This is a genomic window from Rhodoplanes sp. Z2-YC6860 (assembly GCF_001579845.1).
GTDB lineage: Bacteria > Pseudomonadota > Alphaproteobacteria > Rhizobiales > Xanthobacteraceae > Z2-YC6860.
In genome coordinates this window covers 8,037,680-8,062,828 of sequence record NZ_CP007440.1, presented here as the reverse complement: position 1 = coordinate 8,062,828, position 25,149 = coordinate 8,037,680, and the positions used below count along the sequence as shown (strand labels likewise).

The following is a 25,149-nucleotide window of genomic DNA, read 5'->3' as shown; positions in this document are numbered from 1 at the left end:
ACGCCCACGCAAGCAATGCGTGCCGCAGCAATTGTCCGGCCCGTCCAATCTACAGCCCCGCCATGAAACGCCGCGATGCCATCAAGTTTCTGGGTGCTGCGGGGCTAAGCCAAATGTGGCCGGCGCAGGCGCCCGCCCAGACCCGCAAGAAGGTCGGATTTCTCTATCCCGGTTTGTCGAGCGTGGCGGCCTCCCGGCTTCAGGCCTACCGTGATGGGCTCCGCGAGGCCGGCTGGGGCGACGACAAGGTCGAGATCGACGCCCGTTTCGCTGAATCGGTCGCCGCGCGGAACAGCGGCCTGGTTGCCGAGCTCATTGCCGCCAAGGTCGACCTGCTGGCGCCGATTAGCTTCATCTCGGTCGAGGCGGCGCGCACCGCCACCAAGACGGTTCCCATTGTGGCCTTTGATCTGGAGACCGATCCGATCGCCGCGGGCATCGCCACGAACCTGGCGCGGCCGGGCGGCAATGTGACCGGCGTCTATTTCGACTTTCCGGACTTTAGCTCCAAATGGATGGAGCTGCTCAAGGAGACGGTGCCGCGTTTGTCGAAGGTCGTGGTGGTCCGCGATCCGAGCAGTCCCTCGCCGCAGCTGAAGGGCATCCAGACCGCCGCCGGCTGGCTGAACGTCAAGATCGACGGCATCGTCGACGTGACGAGCCTCGACGGATTGGACGACGCATTCCGTTCCGCGGGCGAACGAAAGCCCGACGCCGTGCTGATCCTGTCATCGCCATTGTTCGGCACCAATCCGGGCCGCGTGGCGGATCTCACAACCAAATATCGCTTGCCGACCATCACGCTGTTTCCGGAGTTCGCACGCCATGGCGGATTGATGGCCTATGGCGTCGACCTGCTCGGTGCTTTCCGCCAGGCCGGCGGCATGGCCGGCAAGGTGTTGAGCGGCGCCAAGCCCGCCGAGCTTCCGATCGAGCGGCCGACCAAGTTCGAGCTGGTGGTCAACGCCAAGACCGCGAAAAGTCTCGGCATCGAATTGCCGACTTCGGTGCTGTTGCGCGCCGACGAGGTGATCGAGTGAGGCGGCGCGACGTCATTGCGGGCCTTGGCGCGGCTGCAGCCTTGCCGCTCGCGGCGCGGGCGCAAGGCGCCCGGCCGGTGGTCGGTTTCCTCGGCAGCGTTTCGTCGAAGATCTTCAGCGCCCACGTCGACGGCTTCCTCGCAGGCTTCAAGGACTCGGGCTTCGTCGATGGCCGCAATGTCACGATCGAATTCCGCTGGGCCGAAGGAAAGTTCGACCGGCTGCCGGCGCTGGCTGCCGAGCTGGTGAACCGGCCGGTCGACCTGCTGGTGACGGTTGGCGGCAATGTGGCGGCGCTCGCCGCCAAGCGCGCGACCTCGACGATCCCGATCGTGTTTCTCACCGGCGACGATCCGGTGGCATCGGGACTTGCTGCAAGCCTCAGCCGGCCGGGCGGCACCATGACGGGCATCACCTGGCTCAGCGGTGAGCTCGGCGCAAAGAATCTGGAGCTCATGCACGAGCTCGTGCCCGCGGTCAGCAATCTCGGCGTGCTGATCAATCCGGCGCGACCCACCTCCGAAGCCCAGATCAGGAATGTGCAGGAGGCCGGACGCGCCATCGGCAAGACGTTTCACATTTTTCCCGTAAAGGCCTTCGCCGAGGTGGATCAGGCCTTCGCGCAGGCCAAGGCCGAAAAGATCGGCGCGCTGTTCGTCGCGGCCGATCCCTTGTTCCTTGTCGATGTCGATCACGTGGCATCATTGGCGGCGCGCGCCGGGATTCCGGCGGTCTATTTCCTGCGGGAGTTCGTCGTTGCCGGCGGCTTGATGAGCTACGGCGCCAACATCGTGGCGGCCGCGAAGCTTTGCGGCGACTACGCGGCGCGTATTCTCAAGGGTGCAAAACCGGCCGACCTGCCGATCCAGCAATCGACCCATGTCGAGCTCGCCATCAACCTCAAGACCGCCAAGGCGCTGGGGCTCACCGTTCCGATCACATTGCTCGGCCGCGCCGACGAAGTGATAGAGTAAGCCCGTTCTCAGGAGTTCCACGATGTCCGAAGCCTTCATCTGCGACGCCGTCCGCACGCCGATCGGCCGTTATGCCGGCGGCCTCGCCAAGGTGCGCACCGATGATCTTGCAGCGATTCCGCTGAAGGCGCTGATGAAGCGGTATCCGAATGTCGATTGGGGCGCGCTCGACGACGTCTATTTCGGCTGCGCCAACCAGGCCGGCGAAGACAACCGCAATGTCGCGCGCATGGCGCTGCTGCTCGCGGGGCTGCCGGATTCGGTGCCGGGCTGCACCGTCAACCGGCTGTGCGCGTCGGGCCTGAATGCGGTCGGGCTTGCGGCTGCTGCGATCCGCGCCGGCGACAGCGACTTTGCCATCGCGGGCGGCGTCGAATCGATGACGCGCGCGCCGCTGGTGATGGGCAAGGCGCACGAGGCGTTCCAGCGCAGCGCCACGATCGAGGACACCACCATCGGCTGGCGTTTCATCAACCCGCTGATGAAGAAGCAGTACGGCGTCGATGCGATGCCGGAGACGGCCGAGAACGTCGCCGAGGACTATCAGATCGGCCGCAAGGACCAGGACGCCTTCGCGCTGCGCTCGCAGCAACGCGCGGCAAAGGCCCAAGCCTCAGGCTTCTTCGACGAGGAGATCGAGCCGGTGATCGTGCCGGGCGGCAAGGCCGGCCCGGTAACGGTGAGCAAGGACGAGCACATCCGGGCCGACACCACCATGGAAGGGCTCGCCAAGCTGAAGAACTTCGTGCGCGACCCTGGCACTGTGACGGCCGGCAATGCCTCGGGCGTCAACGACGGCGCGGCCGCGATGATCATCGCCTCCGAAGCCGCGGTGAAGAAGCATGGGCTCAAGCCGATCGCGCGCATCATCGGCATGGCCTCGGCCGGCGTGCCGCCGCGGGTGATGGGCATCGGCCCGGTGCCGGCGACGCGCAAGCTGATGGAGCGCTACGGGCTCAAGATCGGCGACTTCGATGTCGTCGAGTTGAACGAGGCCTTCGCGTCGCAGTCGCTGGCCTGTATGCGGCAGCTGGGCCTTCCCGACGATGCCGAGCACGTCAATCCGAACGGCGGTGCCATTGCGTTGGGTCATCCGCTCGGTATGTCGGGCGCCCGGCTGGCGATGACCGCGGCGCATCAACTGGCGAAGCAAGGCGGCAAGCGCGCGCTGGCCTCGATGTGCGTCGGCGTCGGCCAGGGCGTCTCGCTCGCGATCGAACGCGTGTGATATTTCGCCTCTGTCATTCCGGGGCGCGCCGCAGGCGCGAACCCGGAATCCAGGGGCATGTGTAAGTGTCTGGATTCCGGGTTCGCAGGCTTCGTCTGCGCCCCCGGAATGACGATGAGAGAAAAGGAGAACTGCAACGTGCCGATGAGTCCCGGCTACATCCCGTTTCATCCCAATCCGTCGAAGCCGAAGTACAAGCCGCCGGCGGGCGCGGTGGACGCGCACAATCACGTGTTCGGTCCGGAAGCCAAGTTTCCGTTCGCGCCCAAGCGCAAGTACACGCCGTGCGACGCGCCGAAAGAGAAGCTGTTCGCGCTGCACGACTTCCTGGGCTTCGACAAGGCCGTCATCGTGCAGGCCACCTGCCACGACACCGACAACCGCGCGCTGATCGATGCGGTGGTGACGTCGAATGGCCGCGCCAAGGGTGTCGCCTTTCTCGATGAGAGCTTCACCGACGATCAGCTCAAGCAGATGGACCGTGACGGCATCAAGGGCGCGCGCTTCAATTTCATCAAACGGCTCGTCGATTCGACTCCGAAGGACGTGATGGTCCGGATCGCCAACCGCATCGCTAAGCTCGGCTGGCATGTCGTGATCTATTTCGAGCACGCCGATCTCGACGAGATGGGGCCGTTTCTCAAGTCGCTGCCGACCACGCTGGTGTTCGACCACATGGCCTGCCCGAACGTGAAAGAGGGCGTGAACGGCAAGCAGTTCCAGAACTGGCTCAAGGCGCTCGACGAGAACAAGAACTGGATCACCAAGGTGACTTGTCCGGAGCGCTTCACCCTCGTGGGCCCGCCTTATGACGACGTCGTGCCGTTCGCGCGGACTATCGTGGAGCGTTTCCCGGACCGCGTGATCTGGGGCACCGACTGGCCGCATCCGAACATGCCGAAGGAGGCGCCGGACGACGGCGTCATCACCGACATGATCCCGAAGATCGCGCCGACCGCGGAACTGCAGAAGAAGCTCCTGGTCGACAATCCGACGAAGCTCTACTGGGGCTGAGATCGTGGCCGATCACTTCGTCCATCGGCTCCAGGTCAGCATGCCGTTGGCGGTGGCCGAGGCTATCGCCGACGGCGCGCTGAAGGCTGGAGCGGAGGCGGGGCTTCTGCCGCTCACGGTCGCGGTGCTCGACGTCGGTGGGCACCTCGTGGTGCTGAAGCGGCAGGACGGCTCGGGCAACCTCCGCGCCGATATCGCGATCGGCAAGGCGGCCGGCGCGCTCGGGATGGGCATCGCAAGCCGCGCCATCCGCGACCGGCTGAGGGACCGTCCGGCGTTCCAGGGTGCGATCGCGGCCGCTTCGGACGGCCGCTTCATCCCGGTGCCGGGCGGCGTGCTGGTGCTGAATGAGATGGGCGAGGCCATCGGCGCGGTGGGCATCTCCGGCGACGCCTCCGACAAGGACGAGTACGCGGCGCTGACCGGCGTGCATCTGGCGGGATACAAGACCCATCCTGAGGCGCCCGCGCCGAACTGGCGTGACGCCGGCCTTTAGGCCTGCTCCAAATAACGGTCCGTTTGATCTGCCTCAAGCCGGCGCAGGCCGCGCCGTTGCATTGGTATGGAGCGCTGGATATATCATTCAGTGACCAGTCTTTTTGGCCCGTTGCTCGCGGCTCGGCCCGATAGAGAGACCTCGATGGCGCCCGCAAAACACATCAACGAAAAAGACTACGACGACATTCCCGGCACCTATGTGTTCGATGCCGATCGCTCGCGTCGCGGCTACCACCTCAACATGTTCTGCATGTCGCTGATGAAGGCCGAGAACCGCAAGGCCTTCAAGGCGGACGAGGCGAAGTATCTCGACGAGCGGTTTCCGCTGCTGACGCCGGATCAGCGCGAGGCGATTCTGAAGCGCCAGTACAACCGGCTCCTGGAGCTTGGCGGCAACATCTATTTCACCGCCAAGTTAGGGGCGAGCGACGGCCATCCATTCCAGCATCTGGCCGCGCTGATGACCGGCTCGACCCAGCAGGACTATGCCGACCTCATGCTGCGCGGCGGCCGTTCGGTCGAAGGCAATCGCAGCCGCTCGGGCAAGAACGAGAAGCCGAAAGCATCGAAAGCGAAACCCGCCAGCAAGGGAAAGAAACGCCGTGGCTAGGATCATCGCAGGAGTCGCGTCCTCGCACGTGCCGGCGATCGGCGCTGCGATCGACAATCACCGCACCGGCGAGCCGTACTGGCAGCGTGTGTTCGAGGGCTTCGAGCGGTCCAAGGAATGGATGCGCAATGCCAAGCCGGACGTCTGCTTCGTGGTCTACAACGACCACGCCTCGGCCTTCTCGGTCGAGATGATCCCGACCTTTGCGCTCGGCACCGCGGCCGAATTCCCGATCGCCGACGAGGGCTGGGGTCCGCGACCCGTGCCGGTGGTGAAGGGCCATCCTGAACTGGCCGCACACATTGCGCAGTCCGTCATTCTCGATGAGTTCGACCTCACGCTGTGTAACAAGATGGAGGTCGATCACGGCCTCACGGTGCCGCTCAATCTGATGTTCGGCTCGCCGAAGGAATGGCCGTGCCCGGTCATTCCGCTCGCCGTCAACGTGGTGATGTATCCGCCGCCGACCGGCCACCGCTGCTTCATGCTCGGCAAGGCGATCAAGAAGGCGATCGAGTCCTATCCGGAAGACCTCAACGTCGTGGTGTTCGGCACCGGCGGCATGTCGCACCAGATCAGCGGCCAGCGCGCCGGCCTGATCAACTCCAAGTTCGACCACGCGTTCCTCGACAACCTCACCAAGGACCCGCAGAAGCTCGTTCGCATGGAGCACCTCGAATACATGCGCGAGGCCGGCGCCGAGGGCGTCGAGATGGTGATGTGGCTCATCATGCGCGGCGCGCTCGACGACAAGGTCGACGAGGCCTACCGCTTCTACACGGTGCCGGCGTCCAACACTGCGGTCGGCCACATCATCCTGGAGAACCGCATCAAGGGCGCCAAGAAGGCAGCCAAGCCTGCGGCGAAGGCCAAGAAGCCGGCCGCGAAGAAGGCCGCGCCCAAGCTCAAGCGCGCCGCCGCGCGTCAGAAAATTCAGCGCGTTCGCAGCAAATAAGCAGCGGTCGCATTGTTGTCGTCATGGCCGGGCTTAAGTCCCGGCCATACCGCTTAAAGGAGAAGAGTCCATGAAAATCTGTGTTGCCGGCCAGGGCGCCTTTGGTCAGAAGCATCTCGACGCGCTCAAGCGCATTCCCGGTGTCGAAGTCACCTCGCTGGTCGGCGGCAACCAGGACTCGACCGCAGCGATCGCCAAGAAGTACGGCGTCCCGCATTACACCGGCGACCTCTCGGAAGGCATCAAGCGCGCCGACGCGGTCATCCTCACCACGCCGACCAAGATGCACTTCAGCCAGGGCGAGCAGGTGATGCGCGCCGGGAAGCACGTGCTGGTCGAGATTCCGGTGACCGACAGCGTCGAGGACGCCGAGAAGCTGGTGAAGATTGCGAAAGAGACCGGCGTCACCGCCATGGGCGGGCACGTGCGGCGCTTCAACCCGAGCCATCAGTACGTGCACAAGAAGATCGTCGCCGGCGAGCTGAAGATCCAGCAGATGGACGTGCAGACCTATTTCTTCCGAAGGAAGAACATCAACGCGGCCGGCAATGCGCGGAGCTGGACCGATCATCTGCTCTGGCATCACGCCGCCCACACCATCGACCTGTTCCAGTATCAGGTCGGCGAGAACATTTCGGACTGTTACGCGGTGCAGGGTCCGATCCATCCGGAGCTCAACATCGCGATGGACATGGGCATCGTCGCCAAGACCCCGTCGGGCTCGATGCTGACGCTGTCGCTGTCGTTCAACAACGACGGGCCTCTCGGCTCGTTCTTCCGCTACATCTGCGACAACGGCACCTACAAGGCGTTCTACGACGACCTCTCCGACGGCAAGGACAACAAGATCGACGTGTCCAAGGTCGACGTGTCGATGGACGGTATCGAGCTCGAGGACCGCGAGTTCATCAAGGCGATCCAGGAGAAGCGCGAGCCGAACGGCAGCCTGCAGCAGGTGCTGCCGTGCATGCATGTGCTCGGCAAGCTCGAGAAGATCATCGACCCGCAGCGCAAGGCGCACGCGTAGTTTTCTGGCGCTGTTCTCTCAGCGGTCATTCCGGGGCGCGCCGAAGGCGCGAACCCGGAATCCAGTTTCAAAGGCGGTTTGTGCGTCTGGATTCCGGGTTCGCCGCTTCGCGGCGCCCCGGAATGACGCCGCGTGATTAATCCGCCTTGATCCCCGCCGCCTTCACGACCTTGCCCCACTTCTCCGTCTCCGCCGCCATCAGCTTGGCGAAGTCCGCAGCCGAGCCCGGCAGCGGTTCGCCGCCTGTGTCGGCGAGCTTGGTCTTCATCGCCGCATCGCTGAACGCCGCCTGCACGGCCTTGTTCAGTATCTCCACGACCTCGGCCGGCGTGCCCTTCGGCACCGCGATGCCGGTCACCGCGCTGGCCTCGAAACCCGGCACCGCCTCGCTCACGGTCGGCACCTCCGGCAGCGCCGTCGAGCGCTGCGCCGTGCTCACCGCGATGGCGCGGAGCTTGCCGCTCCGCACTGGCTCGATCGAGGCCGACATCGGTTCGAACATCACCTGCGCTTCGCCGGCGATCATCGCCTTCAGCGCCGGTCCGCCGCCCGCGTAGTGCACGACATCGAGCTTCAGCCCGCTCATCTGCTTGAACAACTCGCCCGTCACATGCGGCGAACTGCCGACGCCGGTCGAGGCCATCTTGATCTTGTCGGCATTGGCTTTGGCATAAGCCAGGAACTCCGCCGCGGTCTTCGCCGGCACGGAAGGGTGCACGACCATCACCAATGCCTCGCGGGTGACGCCGGCGACGGGCAGCATGTCGCGCAGAAAGTTGAACGACAGGTTCGGATAAAGCGAGCCGCTGATGGCGTTGGCCGGGCCGCACAGGAGGATGGTGGTGCCGTCGGGTGCCGCGCGCACGACCTCCTCGGTCGCAATGTTGCCGGACTTGCCGCCCTTGTTCTCGACGTTGAACGGCTGGCCGAGCTTCTGCGACAGCCACCCCGCGATGATGCGGCCGAGAATGTCGTTAGGCCCGCCGGCCGGAAAGCCGATGACGAAGCGGACGGGCTTGCTAGGGTAGCTCTGCGCCAGGCTCATTGTCGTTGTGGCCGGAAGCGTAGCGGCAAGCGCCGCGAATTGCAGCAGATGACGGCGGGCGATGATCATGGAGTTCCTCGCGGTTTGTTGCACCGAGGATGCCCGGCTTTGCCGGTGTACGACAAGGTGAGGCAACGCTCGCAGTATTTTCCTCCGCCCTCATCCTGAGGAGCGGTCCGAAGGACCGCGTCTCGAAGGACGAGGGCGGCCCGGTCCGTGGCGGCCTCGTGCTTCGAGACGCGCAGCTTCGCTGTGCTCCTCAGCATGAGGCCGGGAGAGAGCGCAATTCGCTGTGATATAGCTTATTCGCTGACGCCGATCACCTTCGCGAGCCGTTCCGGGTCGTCCCGCAAGGCGGCCGAGGCGCCGTCATAGACGATGCGGCCCTTGTCGAGCACCACGCTGCGCTCGGAGAACTCGAACGCCACGCGGCTGTTCTGCTCGACCAGGATGATCGAGAGGTTCGGATCGCCGCGGAGCTTCACCAGCACCGCGGTCAGCGCCTCGACGATCACCGGAGCCAGACCCTCGGTCGGCTCATCCATCAGCAGCACCGACGGATTGGTCAGAAGCGCGCGCGCGATCGACAGCATCTGCTGCTCGCCGCCCGAGAGCTGATTGCCGCGGTTGTCGAGCCGTTCTTTCAGATTGGGGAACAGCTCGAACAGCCGCTCCTTGGTCCACGGTCCTGGCCGCGCGCCGACCTCGAGATTTTCGAGAACGCTCAGCGACGGAAAAATCTCGCGCTCCTGCGGCACGAAGCCGAGGCCCGCCGCGGCGCGCCGATAGATCGGCACGCGGTTCAGGCTTCGGCCCGAAAGCGTCACCTCGCCCTTGTGCAAGGTGGTGTGGCCCATGATGGTCGCGAGCAGCGTGGTCTTGCCGACGCCGTTGCGCCCGATCACGCTGATGCATGCGCCCGGCGCAAGCGAAAGATTGACGTCCTCCAGCACCACGGTCTCGCCGTAACCCGCCGACACGCCCTTGAGTTCGACCGCGCTGGGCTTGGATGGTTCAGCCATGGGTGGTCGCCTGTCCGAGATAGACCGCGCGGACGTCCGGATTGGCGCCGATTTCCTTCGGTGTGCCCTCGGCGAAAATCGCGCCGCGCACCAGCACGGTGATTTTCTTGGCGAAGCGGAACACCAACTCCATGTCGTGGTCGATGATCAGCACGCCGATGCTTTTCGGCAGCGCATCGATGGCGTCGAGAATGATGTGGCTCTCGGCATTCGGCACGCCCGCCGCCGGCTCGTCGAGCAGCAGCACCTCGGGCTTCAGTCCAAGCGTGATGGCGAGCTCCACCAGCCGCTGGCGGCCATAGGGCAGTTCCGGGATGGTCTTGTGCGCCACGTCGGCAAGCTTCAGCCGCGTGAGCAATTCCATTGCCTCGTCGATCACCTCGCTGCGGCGGCCCGCCGGCCGAAGCATGTCGGGCGCTGCGCCGGTGCGCTCGGCGATCGACATGTAGACATTTTCCAGCACGGTCAGGCCGCGGAACAACCGGTTGATCTGGAACGTGCGCGCGATGCCGAGTTTGACGCGCTCGGCTTGCGCCGCTTTCGTGATGTCGCGGCCTTTGAACGTCACGTTGCCGTTGGTCGGCAGCAGGAACCCCGTCAGCAGATTGATGAAGGTGGTCTTGCCGGCGCCGTTCGGGCCGATCAGCGCGTGTCGCGCGCCTTCCTCCAACGTGAAGGTCACGTTGCGCGTGGCGTGCAGCGCGCCGAAGTGCTTGTTGAGCGACTGGGTGGCGAGCAGCGCGGTCATGACGGCTTCTGCTCTTTGGCGCGGCCAAGCCGGCTCCGGATCTGATCGGCGATGCCGAGGATGCCGCCGCGAGCGAACAGCGCGATGGCGACCAGCAACACGCCGAGTCCGAGCTGCCAGGCGGTCGGATAGGCCTTCGACAAAAAGTGCGACAGCGCCATGTAGGCGATCGCACCGACGATCGAGCCGTAAAGCCTTCCGTAGCCGCCGAGCACCAGGATGATCATCACGGTCGCGGCGCGGTCGAGACCCAAGGTGGAAAGATTGACATAGGCATTGGCCTGCGCCCACAGCGCGCCGGCGACGCCGGCCAGCGCCGCCGAGATCGCGTAGCAGGTCACGAGGCGCATGCGCACCGGCGCGCCGATGGCGTGCATGCGCAGCGTGTTCTCGCGGATGCCGGTGAGGCTGTGGCCGTAGGGCGAGTAGACCAGCGTGCGCACGAAGATGAAGCACACCAGCAGCACCCCCAGCACGTAGAGATACTGCGTGCTGGAATAGAGCACGTCGAACTCGAATGTGCCGAAGATCGGCTTGATCGGCAGGCTGTCGAGGCCGTCGAAGCCGCCGGTGACCTCGGAGGCCATGTTGGCGGTCTCTTCGAGCAGCCCCATGGTGCAGAGTGTGAGCATCAGCAGCGTCAGGCCCGTGGTGCGAAGCAGCACCAGCCCGGACAGAAGCCCAACGGCGCCCGCGACGATCGCGGCGATGACCAATCCCGAGATCGGCTCGGTCCAGATCTCATGCTTGGCCAGGATGCCGACCGTGTAGGCGCCGGCGCCGAAAAACGCCGCGTGCCCAAGCGTAATGATGCCGGCGTAGCCCAGCGCCAGATCGAGCGAGATCGCAAACAGCACCGTGATCAAAAGCTCGGTGCCGAAACCGAGATAGCGCGGGAACACGAAATAGAAGCCGAGCGCCAACAGCCAGGGCAGCGGCTCCCACCATTGGAAGCGGTGCCGGCGGGCGAGGATGCGCGCGGCGAGCGCGTCGCTTGTATTGCTGTCAGGCATCTGCGTCGCGCTCATGTCGGACGTCCGAACAGCCCCTGCGGTCTCCACAGGAGGAGCAGGATGGTCATGGCATAGATGAACACGGTGCCGCCCTGCGGCAGGTATTTCTTCAGCGTGAAGTCGACCACGCCGATGATCAGCGCGGCGTAGAACACGCCGGTGATGCGGCCGAGCCCGCCGACCGCAACGACGATCAGGAACATCACCAGGTACTTCAGCGGATATTGCGGATCGAGGCCGAGGAACTCGGCGCCGAGCCCGCCGCCCAGCGCCGCCATGCCGCTGCCGAACGCGAACGTGATGGTGAACAGCCGTGTGATGTTGATGCCGAGCGATTCTGCCATGCGGCGGTTGTCGACCGCGGCGCGGATCTGCGCGCCCATGCGGGTGCGCTCGAAGCCGAGCCACAGCGCCAGCATGATGATGACGCCCACCACAATCAGCACGACGCTGTAGGTGCGATAGGTCATAAAGCCCAGGTTGAGCTGCCCCTGCATTGAGGTCGGCAGGGTCAGCGGCTGCGTCTCCGGCCCAACCACCAGAAGCACCGAGGCGGTCATGATGAAGACAAGCCCGATGGTGAACAGCACCTGGTCGAGTTCGGGGGCGCGGTACAGGCGGGAGTACAACAGCCGCTCGAACACGGCGCTGATGGCTGCGACCACGATGAAGCCCAAGGCCAGCGCCGGCACGAACGGGATGCCGAGCCGGTTCATCGCCAGCACGATGACGTAGCCGCCGATCATGGCGAAGCCGCCGTGGGCGAGATTGACGAAGCCCATCAGCCCCATGGTCACCGAGAGGCCGACCGAGACGATGAACAGCACCATACCGGCGGCAAGGCCGCCCAGCACCATATTGGCGATTTCGATCACGCTAAGGCCCGCCTGATCGGGGCGTGCGAAGTCATGGCTCGCGCCCGGTCCATTTCCACATTCCCCCCGCCGGTTGTTCCGGCTTTCGAAAAACATAGAGCATCGCAGGCCAAACGCCAATTCAGACCATCGTGGAAGTCATCTTGTCGCGTGGTCGCTTGAGATTTGTATCGGCCGTGCCACAGCCGCCATCTCTCCCCGCCAGGGCGGGGCAATCGCATATGACTCGCTGGTGCGATTTGGTCCCCTCTCCCGCTTGCGGGAGAGGGTCCCGAGCGAATGCGAGGGGGGAGAGGGCTGCCAGACAGAAAGAGCCCTCTCCCGGCTCGCCTACGCTCGCCACCCTCTCCCGCAAGCGGGAGAGGGGACTCGTGGCCTCGCCGCGAACATATGCGATTGCCGGGCCCTGGCGGGGAGGGAGCGCACCGCTGATGCCGCAGCAGCACTTCAAGCGATCGCGCGCTTGTCACGCCCAAAGCAAAACCGCCGCCCGGTCAGGGCGGCGGTTTCGTGATGCAAAAGGCCTATCGGGCCATCGTCATTTCGGTGCGCAGGGGCCGATCTTCTCGGCCTTGCACGGGTCCTTGACGTGCTCGATCTTGCCGATCTGCTTCTGGTGCAGCTTGCCGTCGCTGCCTTTCACCACTTCGGACAGATACTCATTCATGACGATGTCGCGGGTCTCCGGATCGATCGAGATCGGGCCGCGAGGGCTGTTGTATTTCCAGTCCTTGAGCGAGGCGAGCGCCGCGGCGGTGTCAGTGATCTTGCCCTTGGTCGCCGTGATCATGTGGGCGAGCGCGGCCATGCCGTCATAGGCGCCGAGCGCGACGAAGTCCGGCGTCGCGTCCGGCCCGTAGTCCTTCTTCCACGACGCGACCAGGGCCTTGTTCGCGGGGTTGTCCAGGTCGGCATAGTAGTGGTGCATGGTGATGAGGCCCACGGCCGCGTCGCCCATCGCCTGCAGCTTGATGTCCTGGGTGATGTCGCCCGGGCCGATCAGCTTGATGCCAGCTTCCCTCATGCCGAGCGCGCCATAGGTCTTCACCACGGCCAGCGAGTGGTCGCCGGCCGGCACGAACACGAAGAAGACGTCCGGCTTCTTGTCCTTCACGCGCTGGAAGAACGGCGTGAAGTCCGGCACCTGGCCGGCGCCGCCCATCGGGACTTCGTCGATCACCTTGCCCCCATTGGCTTCGAACGAGCGCTTGAACGCCGCGAGGCTGTCCTTGCCGGGCGGGAAGTCGCTGTAGCCCACGACCGCGGTCTTGGCCTTGAGCTGCTTGACGGCGGCTTCACCCAACGCGTAGCCCGAGTGCCACATGCTGAACGAGGTGCGCACGAAGTAGGGTGACATGGTGGTGATGTGTGCGGTGCCGGCATTCATCAGCACGGCGATCTTCTTGCCGGCGGTGACGACCGGCGCCGACGCGATCGCGTTCGGGGAATAGATCCAGCCGGCGAGCGCATCGACATTGTCCTGGGTCAGGAGCTCCTGCACCGCGATCTTGGAGTTGGCGCCCGACGGGTCCTTGTCGTCGCGCTTGATCACGTTGATCTTGTAAGGCTTGTACTCGTCGCCCCGCAGCTTGAGATACTGCTCGACGCCGCGGTCGATCTGCTGACCGAGCTCCGCGCCGATGCCGGTAAAGGGGGCAACGAGGCCGATCTTGACCTCCTGCGCCTGCGACAGCGCGGTGGTCAGCGCCAGCGCGGCCGACGCCAAAAGTAAGCGTTTGAACATTGGAATCCTCCCAGAAAAGTGACGCGGGCCGCTGTCCCCCGAGCGCGGCCTGTTCGGCGCGGATACTAGGTTGAAAGCGCCTGGTGCGGCAAGCGAGTGGGCCGCTGAAAACGCGGCGTTTCAGCGCATCTTTCGTCGAATATCGGCGCTGCAACATGGCCAGCAAAACCCACTTCCGTTCCGGCGGCCGCGAGTCGAAATGGGAGCCTTCCCACGCACGCAAGTCGTCGTCCCGCAACGTCCGGTGAGGGTTGACGAGAGGTGCCGTTCTCGACCACTGACATGAACACGTGCGATGCTGATGCAATGTTGCCAACGAACGACGAATTGACGAGTGAGGAGACGACCGAGATGAAAAGAACCAAGCCGCCGTTCCGCGCCGACCATGTCGGCAGCTATCTGCGCTCCGCGGCGATCACCGAGGCGCGCGCCAAGCGCGACAAGGGTCAGATCAGCGCGGCCGATCTGAAGAAGGTCGAGGATGCGGAGATTCCGAAGGTCATCAAGAAGCAGGAAGACGTCGGGCTGCAATGCGTGACCGACGGCGAGTATCGCCGGATGTTCTGGCACTACGACTTCTATGACGGCCTCGACAATGTCGAGGTCTACGAGATGGATCACGGCATCCAGTTCCAGGGTGTGCAGACCAAGCCGAAGGGCATCCGCGTCACCGGCAAGATCGACTTCAGCAAGCACCCGATGCTTGAGCATTTCACCTTCGTGAAGAACCACACCAAGGTGATGCCGAAGATGTGCATCCCGGCGCCGACGGTGTTTCACTTCCGCCTTGAGCCGGGCGCGGTTGCCAAGACTGCGTATCCGAACAACGACGCGATCCTGTCCGACCTCGCTGCCGCTTACCGCAAGGCCGTGAAGGGGTTCTACGACGCCGGTTGCCGCTATCTGCAGTTCGATGACACTGCGTGGGCGTATCTCTGCTCCGACGTGGAGATGAAGCGGGCCAAGGAGCGCGGGATGAATGTCGCGACGCTGGCCGATGACTACACCAAGCTGATCAACGACTCGATCAAGGACAAGCCGGCCGACATGACGATCACGACGCATGTCTGTCGCGGCAACTTCCGCTCGACCTGGATTTCGTCGGGCGGCTACGAGCCGATCGCCGAGCGCCTGCTCGCGAAGTGCAACTTCGACGGCTACTTCCTCGAATACGACTCGGACCGCGCCGGTGGCTTCGAGCCGCTGCGCTTCCTGCCCAAGGGCAACAAGATCGTCGTGGTCGGCGTGATCACCTCGAAGAGCGGCACGCTGGAGAGCAAGGATACCGTCAAGCGCCGTCTCGACGAGGCTGCGAAGTTCATGCCGATGGAGCAGATGGCGCTGAGCCCGCAATGCGGTTTCGCCTCGACCGAGGAGGGCAACGTGCTCACCGAGGAACAGCAATGGGCGAAGATGCGCGAGGTGGTCGAGATCGCCGAAGAGGTTTGGGGGAAGTGAGCTCGGAGTGAGTTGGATTGAGTTTGGATCAAGTCGCAAATTGAGGTGGATTGCCGTCGCCTCTCGCTCGGTGTCATCGCCGGGCTTGACCCGGCGATCCATGAGCGGGCGCAGCGCGCCAGGTTCGTAAGAACATGGCTTGCGGCAGCATCGCATGGACCCGCGGGTCAAGCCCGCGGGTGACGGCCGGAGCAAGTGGCCACGATGGCGTCGACAGCGGCAAGCACACGGCGCAGCCATAGGGAGGACGACGCAATGCAGCGCAGCACACCGCCATTCCGTGCCGATCACGTCGGCAGCCTGCTCCGCACCGCGCCGCTGAAGGACGCGCGCGCCAAGCATGCCAAGCGGGAGCTCATCGACGCGCAGCTCGCCGAAATCGAGAACCGCGAGATCGACAAGATCATTCGCAAGCAGGAGGAGGTCGGGCTGAAGCTCGCCACCGACGGCGAGTTCCGCCGCTCCTGGTGGCAGTTCGATTTCTATAAGGGACTCGACGGCGTCGAGATGTACACGGTCGACAAAGGCATTCAGTTCGCCGGCGTCACCACCAAGGCCGAGAGCGTGCGGGTGACCGGCAAGATCGGTTTCTCCGGTCATCCACATGTCGAGCATTTCAAGTATCTGAAGGCTCACTCCAAGGTGACGCCGAAGATGACCATTCCCGCGCCCAGCACGCTGCATTTCCGTCAGGGCCGCGCCTCTATCGACAAGAAGGTCTATCCGGAGCTCGACGCCTATTTCGACGACGTCGCCAAGGCTTATCGGAACGCGATCCGTGCGTTCTACGACGCCGGCTGCCGCTATCTGCAGATGGACGACACCGCCTGGTCGATGCTGTGCGATCCGAAGGAGCGCGAGCACTCGCGCGAGCGCGGCGACGATCCAGATTCGTTGCCGGCGAAATACGCCGCGATGACCAACAAGGCGCTGGAGGGCAAGCCCGCCGATATGGTGATCTCGATGCATTCGTGCCGCGGCAACTTCCGCTCGACCTTCATCGCGAGCGGCGGTTACGACTTCGTCGCCGAGAAGCTGCTCGGCGAGGTCAATCTCGACGGTTATTTCCTGGAATACGACACCGAGCGCGCCGGCGGCTTCGAGCCGCTGCGCTTCGTGCCGAAAGGCAAGAAGACTGTGGTGCTCGGTCTGGTCACGTCGAAAAGCGGCAAGCTCGAGAGCAAGGACCAGATCAAGCGCCGCATCGACGAAGCGACCAAGTACGTCGCGCTCGACCAGTTGTGCCTGTCGCCGCAATGCGGCTTCGCCTCGACCGAGGAGGGCAATGTGCTGGCCGAGGACGAGCAATGGGCCAAGCTGCGCATGATCGTCGAACTCGCCGAAGAGGTCTGGGGAAAGTGAGCGGCAGACGATGCTTCGTGCACTAACGTCATACTCCGCTGTCATCGCCGGGCTTGACCCGGCGATCCATGAGCTGGAGCAGCACACGCAGAACGTAAGAACGATGTCTGCTGCGGCATAGTATGGACCCCCGGGTCAAAGCCCGGGGGTGACGACCTGAGTGAATGGATAGAGTAGTGGCAATGCAAAGAACCAAACCACCGTTTCGTGCCGATCATGTCGGCAGTCTTCTCCGTTCCGCCGCGCTGAAGGAGGCCCGCGCCAAGCGCGAGGCCAATGCGATCACCGACGAGCAGCTGAAGGCCGTCGAGGATCGCGAGATCGACGCGATCATCAAGAAGCAGGAGCAGGTCGGGCTCAAATCCATCACCGACGGCGAATACCGCCGGGCGTTCTGGAACTACGACTTTCTCGGCAAGCTTCCCGGCGTCGAGGCCTATCTCGGCGAGCGCAAGATCAAGTTCCAGGGCAAGAACCCCAAGCCGATGATGCTGCGCGTGATCGGCAAGCTCGGGGCCTTCTCGGGCCATCCGATGATCGAGCATTTCCGTTTCGTGCAGTCGCACACCAAACAGACCGCGAAGATGACGATCCCGTCGCCGTCGTCGCTGCACTTCCGCTACGGCCGCTCGGCGGTGCCCGAGTCTATCTATCCTGATATGACGGAGTTCTACAGCGACCTCGGCCAGAGCTATCGCAAGGCGGTGCGCGCCTTCGCCGATGCCGGATGCCGCTACATCCAGCTCGACGAAGTGAACTTCACCTATCTCTGTGACCCGGCGCTGCGCCAGCAGGTCACCGAGCGCGGCGATGACCCTTCGACGCTCCCGCATATCTATGCCAAGGTGATCAACGCCGCGATCTCCGACGTGCCGGCCGACATGATGACCGCGATGCATCTGTGCCGCGGCAACTTCCAGTCCACGTTCGTCGCGTCGGGCGGCTACGAGCCAGTGGCCGAAATCCTGTTCAACGAGATCAACATCCAGGCCTACTTCATGGAGTACGACACGGATCGCGCCGGCGGCTTCGAGCCGCTGCGCTTCGTGCCGAAGAACAAGTTCGTGGTGCTGGGTCTGGTGACGTCCAAATCCGGCAAGCTGGAGTCGAAGGACGAATTGAAGCGCCGCATCGAGCAGGCGACGAAATACATCGGTCTCGACCAGCTTTGCCTCTCGCCGCAATGCGGCTTCGCCTCGACCGAGGAGGGCAACATTCTCGCCGAGGATGAGCAATGGGCGAAGCTGAAGATGATCGTCGAATTGTCCGAAGAGGTTTGGGGCAAGTGAATAGCTGATTATGTTCGAGGTTCCTGCATCACGCACCGATGTCATCGCCGGGCATAGCCGGCCGAAGGACGGCGTCGCTTCGCTCGCCTATGACCCGGCGATCCATGAGCGGGTGCAACGAAAATGGGTCGTAAGAACTGTGCTTGCGGCACCATCGTATGGACCCCGGGGCAAGCCCGGGGGTGACGACCTGAGTGAGTTGAAAGAGTAATGGCAATGCAAAGAACAAAACCGCCGTTCCGTGCCGACCAGGTCGGCAGTCTTCTCCGCTCCGCGGCGCTGAAGGATGCACGCGCCAAGCGCGCATCGGGCGAGATCAGCGCGGATCAACTCAAGACGATCGAGGATCGCGAGATCGAACTCCTGATCAAGAAGCAGGAGCAGACCGGCCTCAAGTCGATCACAGACGGCGAGAACCGCCGCAAATCCTGGCAGACGGATTTTGTCTCGGCGCTGCCCGGCATCGAAACTGTGTCGCACCAGCGCACCGTCAAGTTTACGGGCGGCGTGCAGCCGCAGCAGGTGCTCACGCGCGTGGCGAAGAAGCTCGGCGCCTTCGACGGTCATCCGATGATCGAGCACTTCAAGTTCCTGAAGGCGCACACGAGGCAGACGCCGAAGATGACGATCCCGTCGCCGTCGGCGGTGCATTTCCGCGATGGCCGTGACGCGGTGCCGGTGTCCGTCTACCCCGACATGGACGAATTCTACCGCGACCTTGGCGAGACCTATCGCAAGACTGTGAACGCTTTTGCCGACGCGGGCTGCCGCTATCTGCAGCTCGATGAGGTCAATCTCACTTATCTATGCGACCCGACGCTGATCCAGCAGGTGAAAGACCGCGGCGAGGATCCGGCCGCGCTGCCGATGGCTTATGCCGGCATGATCAACGCCGCGATCTCCGACATTCCGGCCGACATGGCCATTACCATGCATCTGTGCCGCGGCAACTTCCGCTCCACCTTCATCGCCTCGGGCGGCTACGAGCCGGTGGCGGAGCTTCTGTTCAACACCATCAACGTGCACGGCTACTTCATGGAGTACGACAGCGAGCGCGCCGGCGGCTTCGAGCCGCTGCGCTTCGTGCCGAAGGGCAAGCAGGTGGTGCTGGGCCTCGTCACCTCGAAGACCGGCCAGCTCGAATCCCGTGATGCGATCAAACGCCGCATCGAGCAGGCCGCGAAGTTCATGCCGCTCGATCAGATCTGCCTCTCGCCGCAATGCGGCTTCGCTTCGAGCGAGGAAGGCAATATCATCGCCGAGGACGAACAGTGGGCGAAGCTCCGCATGGTGGTGGAGCTCGCCGAGGAAATCTGGGGCCGCTAGGCGCCAAGAAATAAGCAGGGAGGAAACGATGAGTGGATTGCTCAACTGGCGACGGCTCGCGCGGAGCGTCGCTTGCGGCACGGCGGCGGTCGCGATGTCGGCCGTGGCCGCGTTCGCGCAGAGTGGCGAGCCGATCAAGATCGGCTTCAGCATGTCGCTGACCGGCCCGCTGGCGGCCAACGGCAAGATGTCGCTCGTCGCGATGAAGATCTGGGAGGAGGACGTCAACGCCGCCGGCGGGTTGCTCGGCCGGCCGGTGAAGCTCGTTTATTACGACGATCAGTCGAGCCCGGCGCAGGTGCCGGCCCTTTATACGAAGCTGCTCGACGTCGACAAGGTCGACTTCGCGGTCAGCGCCTACGCGTCGACGCAGATCGCGCCCGCGATGCCGGTCATGATCCAGAAGAAGCGGCTGTTCATCAGCTTGTTCGGCACCGGCATCAACGACGAGTTCAACTACGACAAATACTTCTCGATGCTGCCGACCGGGCCGACGCCGAAGCCGACCTACACCAAGGGCTACTTCGAGATCGCGATGGCGCAGAATCCGAAACCGACGTCGGTCGCGATCGTTGCCGCCGACGCCGAGTTTGGCCGCAACGCCTGCGACGGCGCGCGCGAGAACGCCAAGAATCTCAAGCTCAAGATCACCTACGACCGCAACTATCCGCCATCGACCACGGATTTCGCGCCGATCGTGCGCGCCATCCAGGCCGGCAATCCGGACCTCGTCGTGATCTGCTCGTATCCGCTCGACTCGGTCGGTATGATCAAGGCGATCAACGAGATCGGCTTCAAGCCGAAGATGATTGGCGGCGCCATGGTCGGCCTGCAGGCCACCGTGTTCAAGACACAGCTTGGCCCGCTGCTGAACGGCATCGTCAATTACGAGACCTGGATCCCGGTGCCGTCGATGCAGTTCCCGGGCTCGATGGAGCTCCTGAAGAAGTATCAGGCGCGCGCTGCGGCCGAGGGTGTCGATCCGCTCGGCTACTACATGCCGGTCTGGGCCTACGCTTATCTCCAGGTGCTCGGCGACGCGATCAAGGAGACCAAGAGTCTCAAGGACGACGATCTCGCCGCCTACATCCGCAAGACCACGTTCAAGACCACGGTCGGCGACGTGAAGTTCGGCGCCCGCGGCGAGTGGGAGAAGGACCGGATGCTCTATGTGCAGTTCCAGAACATCAAGGGCAATTCGGTCGACGAGTTCAAGGACCTCAAGACCGAGGTGCTGCTCTATCCGTCGCAGTACAAGTCGGGCGACGTGATCTATCCGTACGAGAAGGCGAAGTAGCGTTCTCTCCGCTTGTGTCCCGGGCGCAGCGCAGCACAAGCGAAGCGCAGTGCTGCGCTGCAGACCCGGGACCCCGGTTTCTTTCCTTTCGTTGATAGCAACCGGGGTCCCGGGTCTGCGTCGCACCGCTGACGCGCTGCGCCGCGCCCGGACACGAGAGCAGAGCAAGTCGGCTCACATAGGAAACAACAACCATGAAACGCACCAAGCCGCCGTTCCGCGCCGACCATGTCGGCAGCCTGCTTCGCCCCAAGGTCATTCACGACGCGCGTGCGAAGCGCGCCAAGGGCGAGATCACGCAAGACGCGCTGAAGACAATCGAAGATACCGAGATCGAGCGCGTCATCAAAAAGCAGGAGGACGTTGGCCTCCACGCCATCACGGACGGCGAGTTCCGCCGCTCGTGGTGGCATCTCGATTTCCTCTGGGGCCTCGACGGCGTCGAAAAGCACGTCATGGATGAAGGCATCCATTTCGCCGCGGTCAACACCCGCAACGAGGGCGTGAAGGTTGCGGGCCGGCTCGGCATGGCCGGCCCTCATCCGATGGTCGAACATTTCCGGTTCGTCGCGGCCCACACCAAGCGCACGCCGAAGATCACCATTCCGGCACCGTCGGCGATCTACGGCCGGCCGATCGCGACACCGATCGACAAGACCGCCTATCCGACCATGGACCGCTTCTGGGACGATCTCGGCAATGCCTACAAGAAGGCGGTGCGCGGCTTCGCCGATGCCGGCTGCCGCTACCTGCAACTCGACGAAGTGTTCATCGCCATGCTGTGCGATCCGAAGTATCGCGACCAGATGGTCAAGCGCGGCGACGATCCGGAGAAGCTCGGTCCGCTTTACGCGAAGCTGATCAACGCCGCGATGTCGGACATTCCGTCCGACATGACGGTCACCATGCATCTGTGCCGGGGCAACTACAAATCGACCTTCATGGGCGCCGGCGGCTACGACGCCGAGGCCGACGTGCTGTTCAACCAGACCAACGTGCACGGCTACTTCATGGAGTACGATACCGACCGCGCCGGCGGCTTCGAGCCGCTGCGGCTCTTGCCCAAGGGTAAGACCGTGGTGCTGGGCCTCGTCACCACCAAGAGCGGCAAGCTCGAAACCAAGGACGAACTCAAGCGCCGGATCGACCAGGCCGCGAAGTTCTGCGATCTCGAGCAGCTCGCGCTGTCCGGCCAGTGCGGCTTCGCCTCGACCGAGGAGGGCAATACGCTCACCGAGGACGAGCAATGGGCCAAGCTGCGGTTGATCGTCGAGGTCGCCGACGAGGTCTGGGGGCGCTGATGAGGACATGGCTTATGCCGCTTGTGTCCCGGATGCGGTGCAGCGTGAAGCGAAGCGGAACGGTGCACCGCTGATCCGGGACCCAGCTTCTTTTATTTTCAATTGCAAGTAACTGGGGTCCCGGGTCTGCGTCGCATCACTTCGTGCTGCGACGCGCCCGGGACACAAGTTGCACCAGCCCGACCCTGCTGGCGGGCTTGACCCGGCAGGCCATCTGTTCGCAAAAAGGTGCCGTCAGACACCCAAAGCGGACAGAACACATGGCCGGAATCGTTCAGGACAAGGTCGCCATCGTCACCGGCGCGGGCCGCGGCATCGGCCGCGCCATCGCGCTGATGCTGGCCGAGGAGGGCGCCAAGGTCGTCGTCAACGACATTGGCGTGGCGCTCGACGGCTCGGGCAGCGACACCGGCCCCGCGCAAGAGGTCGTCAACGAGATCAAGAAGAAGGGCGGCGCGGCCATCGCGTCGACCATCTCGATCGGCGATCCGGCCAATGCCGACAAGATCGTCGCCTCGGCGATCGAGACCTTCGGCAGGGTCGACATTCTGGTGAACAACGCCGGCATCCTGCGCGACAAGATTTTTCACCGCATGAGCTGGTCGGACTGGTCCGATGTGATCTCGGTGCATCTGCACGGCTCGTTCGCCATGAGCCGCGCCTGCGCCACACACTTCCGCGAGCAGAACTCCGGCTCGATGATCCATATGACGTCGACGTCGGGCCTGATCGGCAACTTCGGCCAGGCCAACTACATGGCGGCCAAGATGGGCATCGTCGGCCTGTCGCGCGGCATCGCGCTCGACATGCAGCGTTTCAACATCCGCTCCAACGCCATCGCGCCGTTCGCCTGGGGCCGCATGATCGGCTCGATCCCGACCGAAACCGACGCCGAGAAGGAGCGCGTTGCGCGGCTGCAGCAGATGACGCCGGAGAAGATCGCGCCGCTCGTGGTTTATCTCGGCTCCGACAAGGCGGCTGGCATCTCCGGCCAGATATTTTCGGTGCGCAACAACGAGATCTTCCTGTTCAACCAGACCCGGCCGATCCGCTCGATCCATCGCTCCGAGGGCTGGACGCCGGAAAGGCTCGATGCGCAGCTCAAGGGCGCGTTCGGCCCGTCATTCACGCCGCTCGACCGCTCCGCCGAGGTGTTCGCCTGGGACCCGATTTGACACTCTCTCCCCGTCACCCTGAGGTGGCCGCGCCATCAGCGTACGAGTAGTCCCATGACCATCAACTACGACAAGCTGCTCGCGCTGAAGATTCCCGACGCTGAGCAAACCTATACCGACAAGGACACGATCCTCTACGCGCTCGGCGTCGGCCTCGGCCACGATCCGCTCGATCTGAAGCAGCTCGACTTCGTCTACGAAAAGAACCTGAAGGCGCTGCCGACCTTCGCCGCCATGGTCGGGTATCCCGGTTTCTGGGTGCGCGAACTCGACACCGGCATCGACTGGGTGCGGATCGTCAATGGCGAGCAGAGCGTGACGCTGCATCAGCCGCTCAAGCCCACCGGCACGGTGATCGGGAAGACCCGCGTCCTTGAAGTGATCGACAAGGGGCAGGGCAAGGGCGCGGTGGTCTATGCCGAGCGCAAGGTTATCGACAAGGCGACCGGTGCGGTGATCGCGACCGTGGGGCAGACCACGTTCTGCCGCGCCGATGGCGGCTTCGGCGGCCCGCCGCGCGAGAGCCCGCCGGTGCATCCGATCCCGGAGCGCAAGCCCGATCTCGTCTGCGATCTCGGCACCCGGCCCGAGCAGGCCATCATTTATCGGCTGACCGGCGACCGGAATCCGTTGCACATCGACCCGGACATGGCGAAGACCGCGGGCTTTCCGAAGCCGATCATGCACGGGCTCGGCACCTTCGGCGTGGTAGGTCACGCGTTCCTGAAGAGCGTGTGCGACTACGATCCCACGCGCGTCGTCTCGTTCGGCGGGCGTTTCTCGGCGCCGGTGTTCCCGGGCGAGACCATCCGCACCGAGATGTGGTGCGACGGCAACGTCGTGAGCTTCCGCGCGTCGGTGCCCGAGAGGAACGTCGTCGTCATGAACAACGGCCGCGCCGAGGTGCGGGGATGACGGCCGCGCCGGACGACTCAGAGCTTGCATCGATCCGCGAGGCGGTGCGCGCGCTGTGCGGCGGATTTCCCGGCGAATACTGGCGCAAGGTCGATCGCGAGCGTGCCTATCCGACCGCGTTCGTCGAAGCGCTGACCAAGGCAGGCTTCCTCGCGGCGCTGATTCCGGAAGAGTATGGCGGCAGCGGCCTCGCGATGCCGGCCGCGGCCGCGATCATGGAGGAGATTCACGCTTCGGGCTGCAACGGCGCGGCTTGTCATGCGCAGATGTACACCATGGGCACCGTGCTCCGTCACGGCAGCGCTGCGCAGAAGCAGAAATATCTGCCGGGCATTGCGTCGGGCACGTTGCGCCTGCAGGCCTTCGGCGTCACCGAGCCGACGTCCGGCACTGACACGCTGTCGCTCCGCACGACGGCGGTGAAGGACGGCAACAGCGGCTATGTGGTGAACGGTCAGAAGATCTGGACCTCGCGCGCCGAGCATTCAGACCTGATGCTTCTCCTCGCCCGCACCACGCCGCGTGAGCAGGCCAAGTCTCGCACCGACGGGCTGTCGGTGTTCCTGGTCGATATGCGGGCCCTGCGAGGCAAGGGCCTCAGCATCCGGCCGATCCGCACCATGATGAATCACGCGACCACCGAGGTGTTCTTCGACAACATGAAGATCCCGGCGGACAGCCTGGTCGGCGAGGAGGGCAAGGGCTTCCGCTACATCCTGGCCGGCATGAACGCCGAGCGGATTCTGATCGCGTCGGAATGCATCGGCGACGCCAAGTGGTTCATCGAGAAAGCCTCGGCTTACGCGAAGGAACGCGTGCTGTTCAACCGGCCGATCGGCCAGAATCAGGGCGTGCAGTTTCCGATCGCGCGGGCCTACATGCAGATGTGCGCCGCCGAGTTGATGGTGCACGAGGCGGCGCGGCTTTACGCGGCGGGCGAAAATTGCGGCGAGCAGGCCAACATGGCGAAGCAATTGGCCGCCGAGGCCTCCTGGGCCGCCGCCGACATGTGCCTGCAGACCCACGGCGGCTTCGGCTTCGCAGAGGAGTTCGACATCGAGCGCAAGTTCCGCGAGACGCGGCTTTATACGGTCGCGCCGATCTCGACCAACTTGGTGCTGTCGTATATCGCCGAACACGTGCTCGGTTTGCCAAGGTCGTATTGAGCGCGATTGTAACCCGCACACTGCTGTCATCGCCGGGCTTGTCCCGGCGATCTCGATTAGCGATGCT

The 25,149-nt window shown here is 64.0% G+C and carries 23 protein-coding genes; 17 read left to right on the top strand and 6 right to left on the bottom strand.

The genetic code is table 11. The features are described from left to right. The first annotated feature begins 62 nt into the window (after window positions 1-62). From RHPLAN_RS37455 to RHPLAN_RS37420, 8 genes are all read left to right on the top strand, one after another. Entirely contained in the window at window positions 63-1,040 is a 978-nt protein-coding gene (locus RHPLAN_RS37455; RefSeq protein WP_068029959.1) for an ABC transporter substrate-binding protein, read from the top strand. Continuing rightward, complete coding sequence (locus tag RHPLAN_RS37450) at window positions 1,037-2,014, top strand: ABC transporter substrate-binding protein (protein WP_068029957.1); 978 nt, start codon at window positions 1,037-1,039, stop codon at window positions 2,012-2,014. Before RHPLAN_RS37455 ends, RHPLAN_RS37450 begins: the two co-directional genes overlap by 4 nt. A 22-nt stretch (window positions 2,015-2,036) precedes the next feature. Then, a complete protein-coding gene (gene pcaF / locus RHPLAN_RS37445; RefSeq protein ID WP_068029954.1) occupies window positions 2,037-3,242 on the top strand; it encodes a 3-oxoadipyl-CoA thiolase in 1,206 nt (401 codons plus the stop codon). A 144-nt stretch (window positions 3,243-3,386) separates the two neighbouring features. After that, complete coding sequence (locus tag RHPLAN_RS37440) at window positions 3,387-4,256, top strand: amidohydrolase family protein (protein ID WP_157100834.1); 870 nt, start codon at window positions 3,387-3,389, stop codon at window positions 4,254-4,256. Between the two features lie 4 nt (window positions 4,257-4,260). Further along, window positions 4,261-4,752 (top strand): GlcG/HbpS family heme-binding protein, encoded by a 492-nt coding sequence (locus tag RHPLAN_RS37435; protein ID WP_237180005.1) that lies wholly within the window; start codon window positions 4,261-4,263, stop codon window positions 4,750-4,752. A gap of 144 nt (window positions 4,753-4,896) precedes the next feature. Then, window positions 4,897-5,364 (top strand): protocatechuate 4,5-dioxygenase subunit alpha, encoded by a 468-nt coding sequence (gene ligA, locus RHPLAN_RS37430; RefSeq protein ID WP_068029948.1) that lies wholly within the window; start codon window positions 4,897-4,899, stop codon window positions 5,362-5,364. Then, the gene (locus tag RHPLAN_RS37425) at window positions 5,357-6,319 is read left to right on the top strand and encodes a class III extradiol dioxygenase subunit beta (RefSeq protein WP_084246328.1); all 963 of its coding nucleotides are present in this window, start codon (window positions 5,357-5,359) and stop codon (window positions 6,317-6,319) included. The genes ligA and RHPLAN_RS37425 overlap by 8 nt, the downstream gene beginning before the upstream one ends. A gap of 70 nt (window positions 6,320-6,389) precedes the next feature. Beyond that, entirely contained in the window at window positions 6,390-7,346 is a 957-nt protein-coding gene (locus tag RHPLAN_RS37420; RefSeq protein ID WP_068029945.1) for a Gfo/Idh/MocA family oxidoreductase, read from the top strand. Window positions 7,347-7,482: 136 nt separating this feature from the next. On the opposite strand, the gene RHPLAN_RS37415 is transcribed toward RHPLAN_RS37420, so the two are convergent. The 6 genes from RHPLAN_RS37415 to RHPLAN_RS37390 all read right to left on the bottom strand — a co-directional run bounded on the left by RHPLAN_RS37415 (window position 7,483) and on the right by RHPLAN_RS37390 (window position 13,793). Further along, window positions 7,483-8,460 (bottom strand): Bug family tripartite tricarboxylate transporter substrate binding protein, encoded by a 978-nt coding sequence (locus RHPLAN_RS37415; protein ID WP_068029942.1) that lies wholly within the window; start codon window positions 8,458-8,460, stop codon window positions 7,483-7,485. A gap of 233 nt (window positions 8,461-8,693) precedes the next feature. Then, a complete protein-coding gene (locus tag RHPLAN_RS37410; RefSeq protein WP_068029939.1) occupies window positions 8,694-9,413 on the bottom strand; it encodes an ABC transporter ATP-binding protein in 720 nt (239 codons plus the stop codon). Beyond that, the gene (locus RHPLAN_RS37405; protein WP_068029936.1) at window positions 9,406-10,161 is read right to left on the bottom strand and encodes an ABC transporter ATP-binding protein; all 756 of its coding nucleotides are present in this window, start codon (window positions 10,159-10,161) and stop codon (window positions 9,406-9,408) included. Before RHPLAN_RS37405 ends, RHPLAN_RS37410 begins: the two co-directional genes overlap by 8 nt. Beyond that, window positions 10,158-11,189 carry a branched-chain amino acid ABC transporter permease gene (locus tag RHPLAN_RS37400; RefSeq protein WP_198164648.1) on the bottom strand — a complete coding sequence of 344 codons (1,032 nt, stop codon included), beginning with the start codon at window positions 11,187-11,189 and terminating at the stop codon, window positions 10,158-10,160. The genes RHPLAN_RS37405 and RHPLAN_RS37400 overlap by 4 nt, the downstream gene beginning before the upstream one ends. Beyond that, window positions 11,186-12,049 carry a branched-chain amino acid ABC transporter permease gene (locus tag RHPLAN_RS37395; RefSeq protein ID WP_237180004.1) on the bottom strand — a complete coding sequence of 288 codons (864 nt, stop codon included), beginning with the start codon at window positions 12,047-12,049 and terminating at the stop codon, window positions 11,186-11,188. The genes RHPLAN_RS37400 and RHPLAN_RS37395 overlap by 4 nt, the downstream gene beginning before the upstream one ends. Window positions 12,050-12,587: 538 nt before the next feature. Next, entirely contained in the window at window positions 12,588-13,793 is a 1,206-nt protein-coding gene (locus RHPLAN_RS37390; protein WP_068029934.1) for an ABC transporter substrate-binding protein, read from the bottom strand. Between the two features lie 351 nt (window positions 13,794-14,144). Between RHPLAN_RS37390 and RHPLAN_RS37385 the strand changes: the two genes are divergently transcribed. The 9 genes from RHPLAN_RS37385 to RHPLAN_RS37345 all read left to right on the top strand — a co-directional run bounded on the left by RHPLAN_RS37385 (window position 14,145) and on the right by RHPLAN_RS37345 (window position 25,082). Then, window positions 14,145-15,251 carry a 5-methyltetrahydropteroyltriglutamate--homocysteine S-methyltransferase gene (locus tag RHPLAN_RS37385; RefSeq protein ID WP_068032475.1) on the top strand — a complete coding sequence of 369 codons (1,107 nt, stop codon included), beginning with the start codon at window positions 14,145-14,147 and terminating at the stop codon, window positions 15,249-15,251. A 255-nt stretch (window positions 15,252-15,506) separates the two neighbouring features. Continuing rightward, window positions 15,507-16,613, top strand: coding sequence for a 5-methyltetrahydropteroyltriglutamate--homocysteine S-methyltransferase (locus tag RHPLAN_RS37380; RefSeq protein ID WP_068029930.1), 1,107 nt, complete (start codon window positions 15,507-15,509; stop codon window positions 16,611-16,613). Window positions 16,614-16,795: 182 nt separating this feature from the next. After that, a complete protein-coding gene (locus RHPLAN_RS37375) occupies window positions 16,796-17,902 on the top strand; it encodes a 5-methyltetrahydropteroyltriglutamate--homocysteine S-methyltransferase (protein ID WP_068029927.1) in 1,107 nt (368 codons plus the stop codon). A 216-nt stretch (window positions 17,903-18,118) separates the two neighbouring features. Continuing rightward, window positions 18,119-19,228: a 5-methyltetrahydropteroyltriglutamate--homocysteine S-methyltransferase gene (locus tag RHPLAN_RS37370; protein WP_068029925.1), complete on the top strand. Its 1,110-nt coding sequence runs from the start codon at window positions 18,119-18,121 to the stop codon at window positions 19,226-19,228. A 28-nt stretch (window positions 19,229-19,256) separates the two neighbouring features. Next, window positions 19,257-20,525 carry an amino acid ABC transporter substrate-binding protein gene (locus RHPLAN_RS37365; RefSeq protein ID WP_068029922.1) on the top strand — a complete coding sequence of 423 codons (1,269 nt, stop codon included), beginning with the start codon at window positions 19,257-19,259 and terminating at the stop codon, window positions 20,523-20,525. Window positions 20,526-20,719: 194 nt separating this feature from the next. Next, window positions 20,720-21,826: a 5-methyltetrahydropteroyltriglutamate--homocysteine S-methyltransferase gene (locus RHPLAN_RS37360; protein ID WP_068029919.1), complete on the top strand. Its 1,107-nt coding sequence runs from the start codon at window positions 20,720-20,722 to the stop codon at window positions 21,824-21,826. A gap of 260 nt (window positions 21,827-22,086) precedes the next feature. After that, complete coding sequence (locus tag RHPLAN_RS37355; RefSeq protein WP_068029916.1) at window positions 22,087-23,001, top strand: SDR family NAD(P)-dependent oxidoreductase; 915 nt, start codon at window positions 22,087-22,089, stop codon at window positions 22,999-23,001. Between the two features lie 54 nt (window positions 23,002-23,055). Continuing rightward, the gene (locus RHPLAN_RS37350; protein ID WP_068029912.1) at window positions 23,056-23,916 is read left to right on the top strand and encodes a MaoC/PaaZ C-terminal domain-containing protein; all 861 of its coding nucleotides are present in this window, start codon (window positions 23,056-23,058) and stop codon (window positions 23,914-23,916) included. Further along, the gene (locus RHPLAN_RS37345; RefSeq protein ID WP_068029909.1) at window positions 23,913-25,082 is read left to right on the top strand and encodes an acyl-CoA dehydrogenase family protein; all 1,170 of its coding nucleotides are present in this window, start codon (window positions 23,913-23,915) and stop codon (window positions 25,080-25,082) included. Before RHPLAN_RS37350 ends, RHPLAN_RS37345 begins: the two co-directional genes overlap by 4 nt. Window positions 25,083-25,149: the final 67 nt, after the last annotated feature.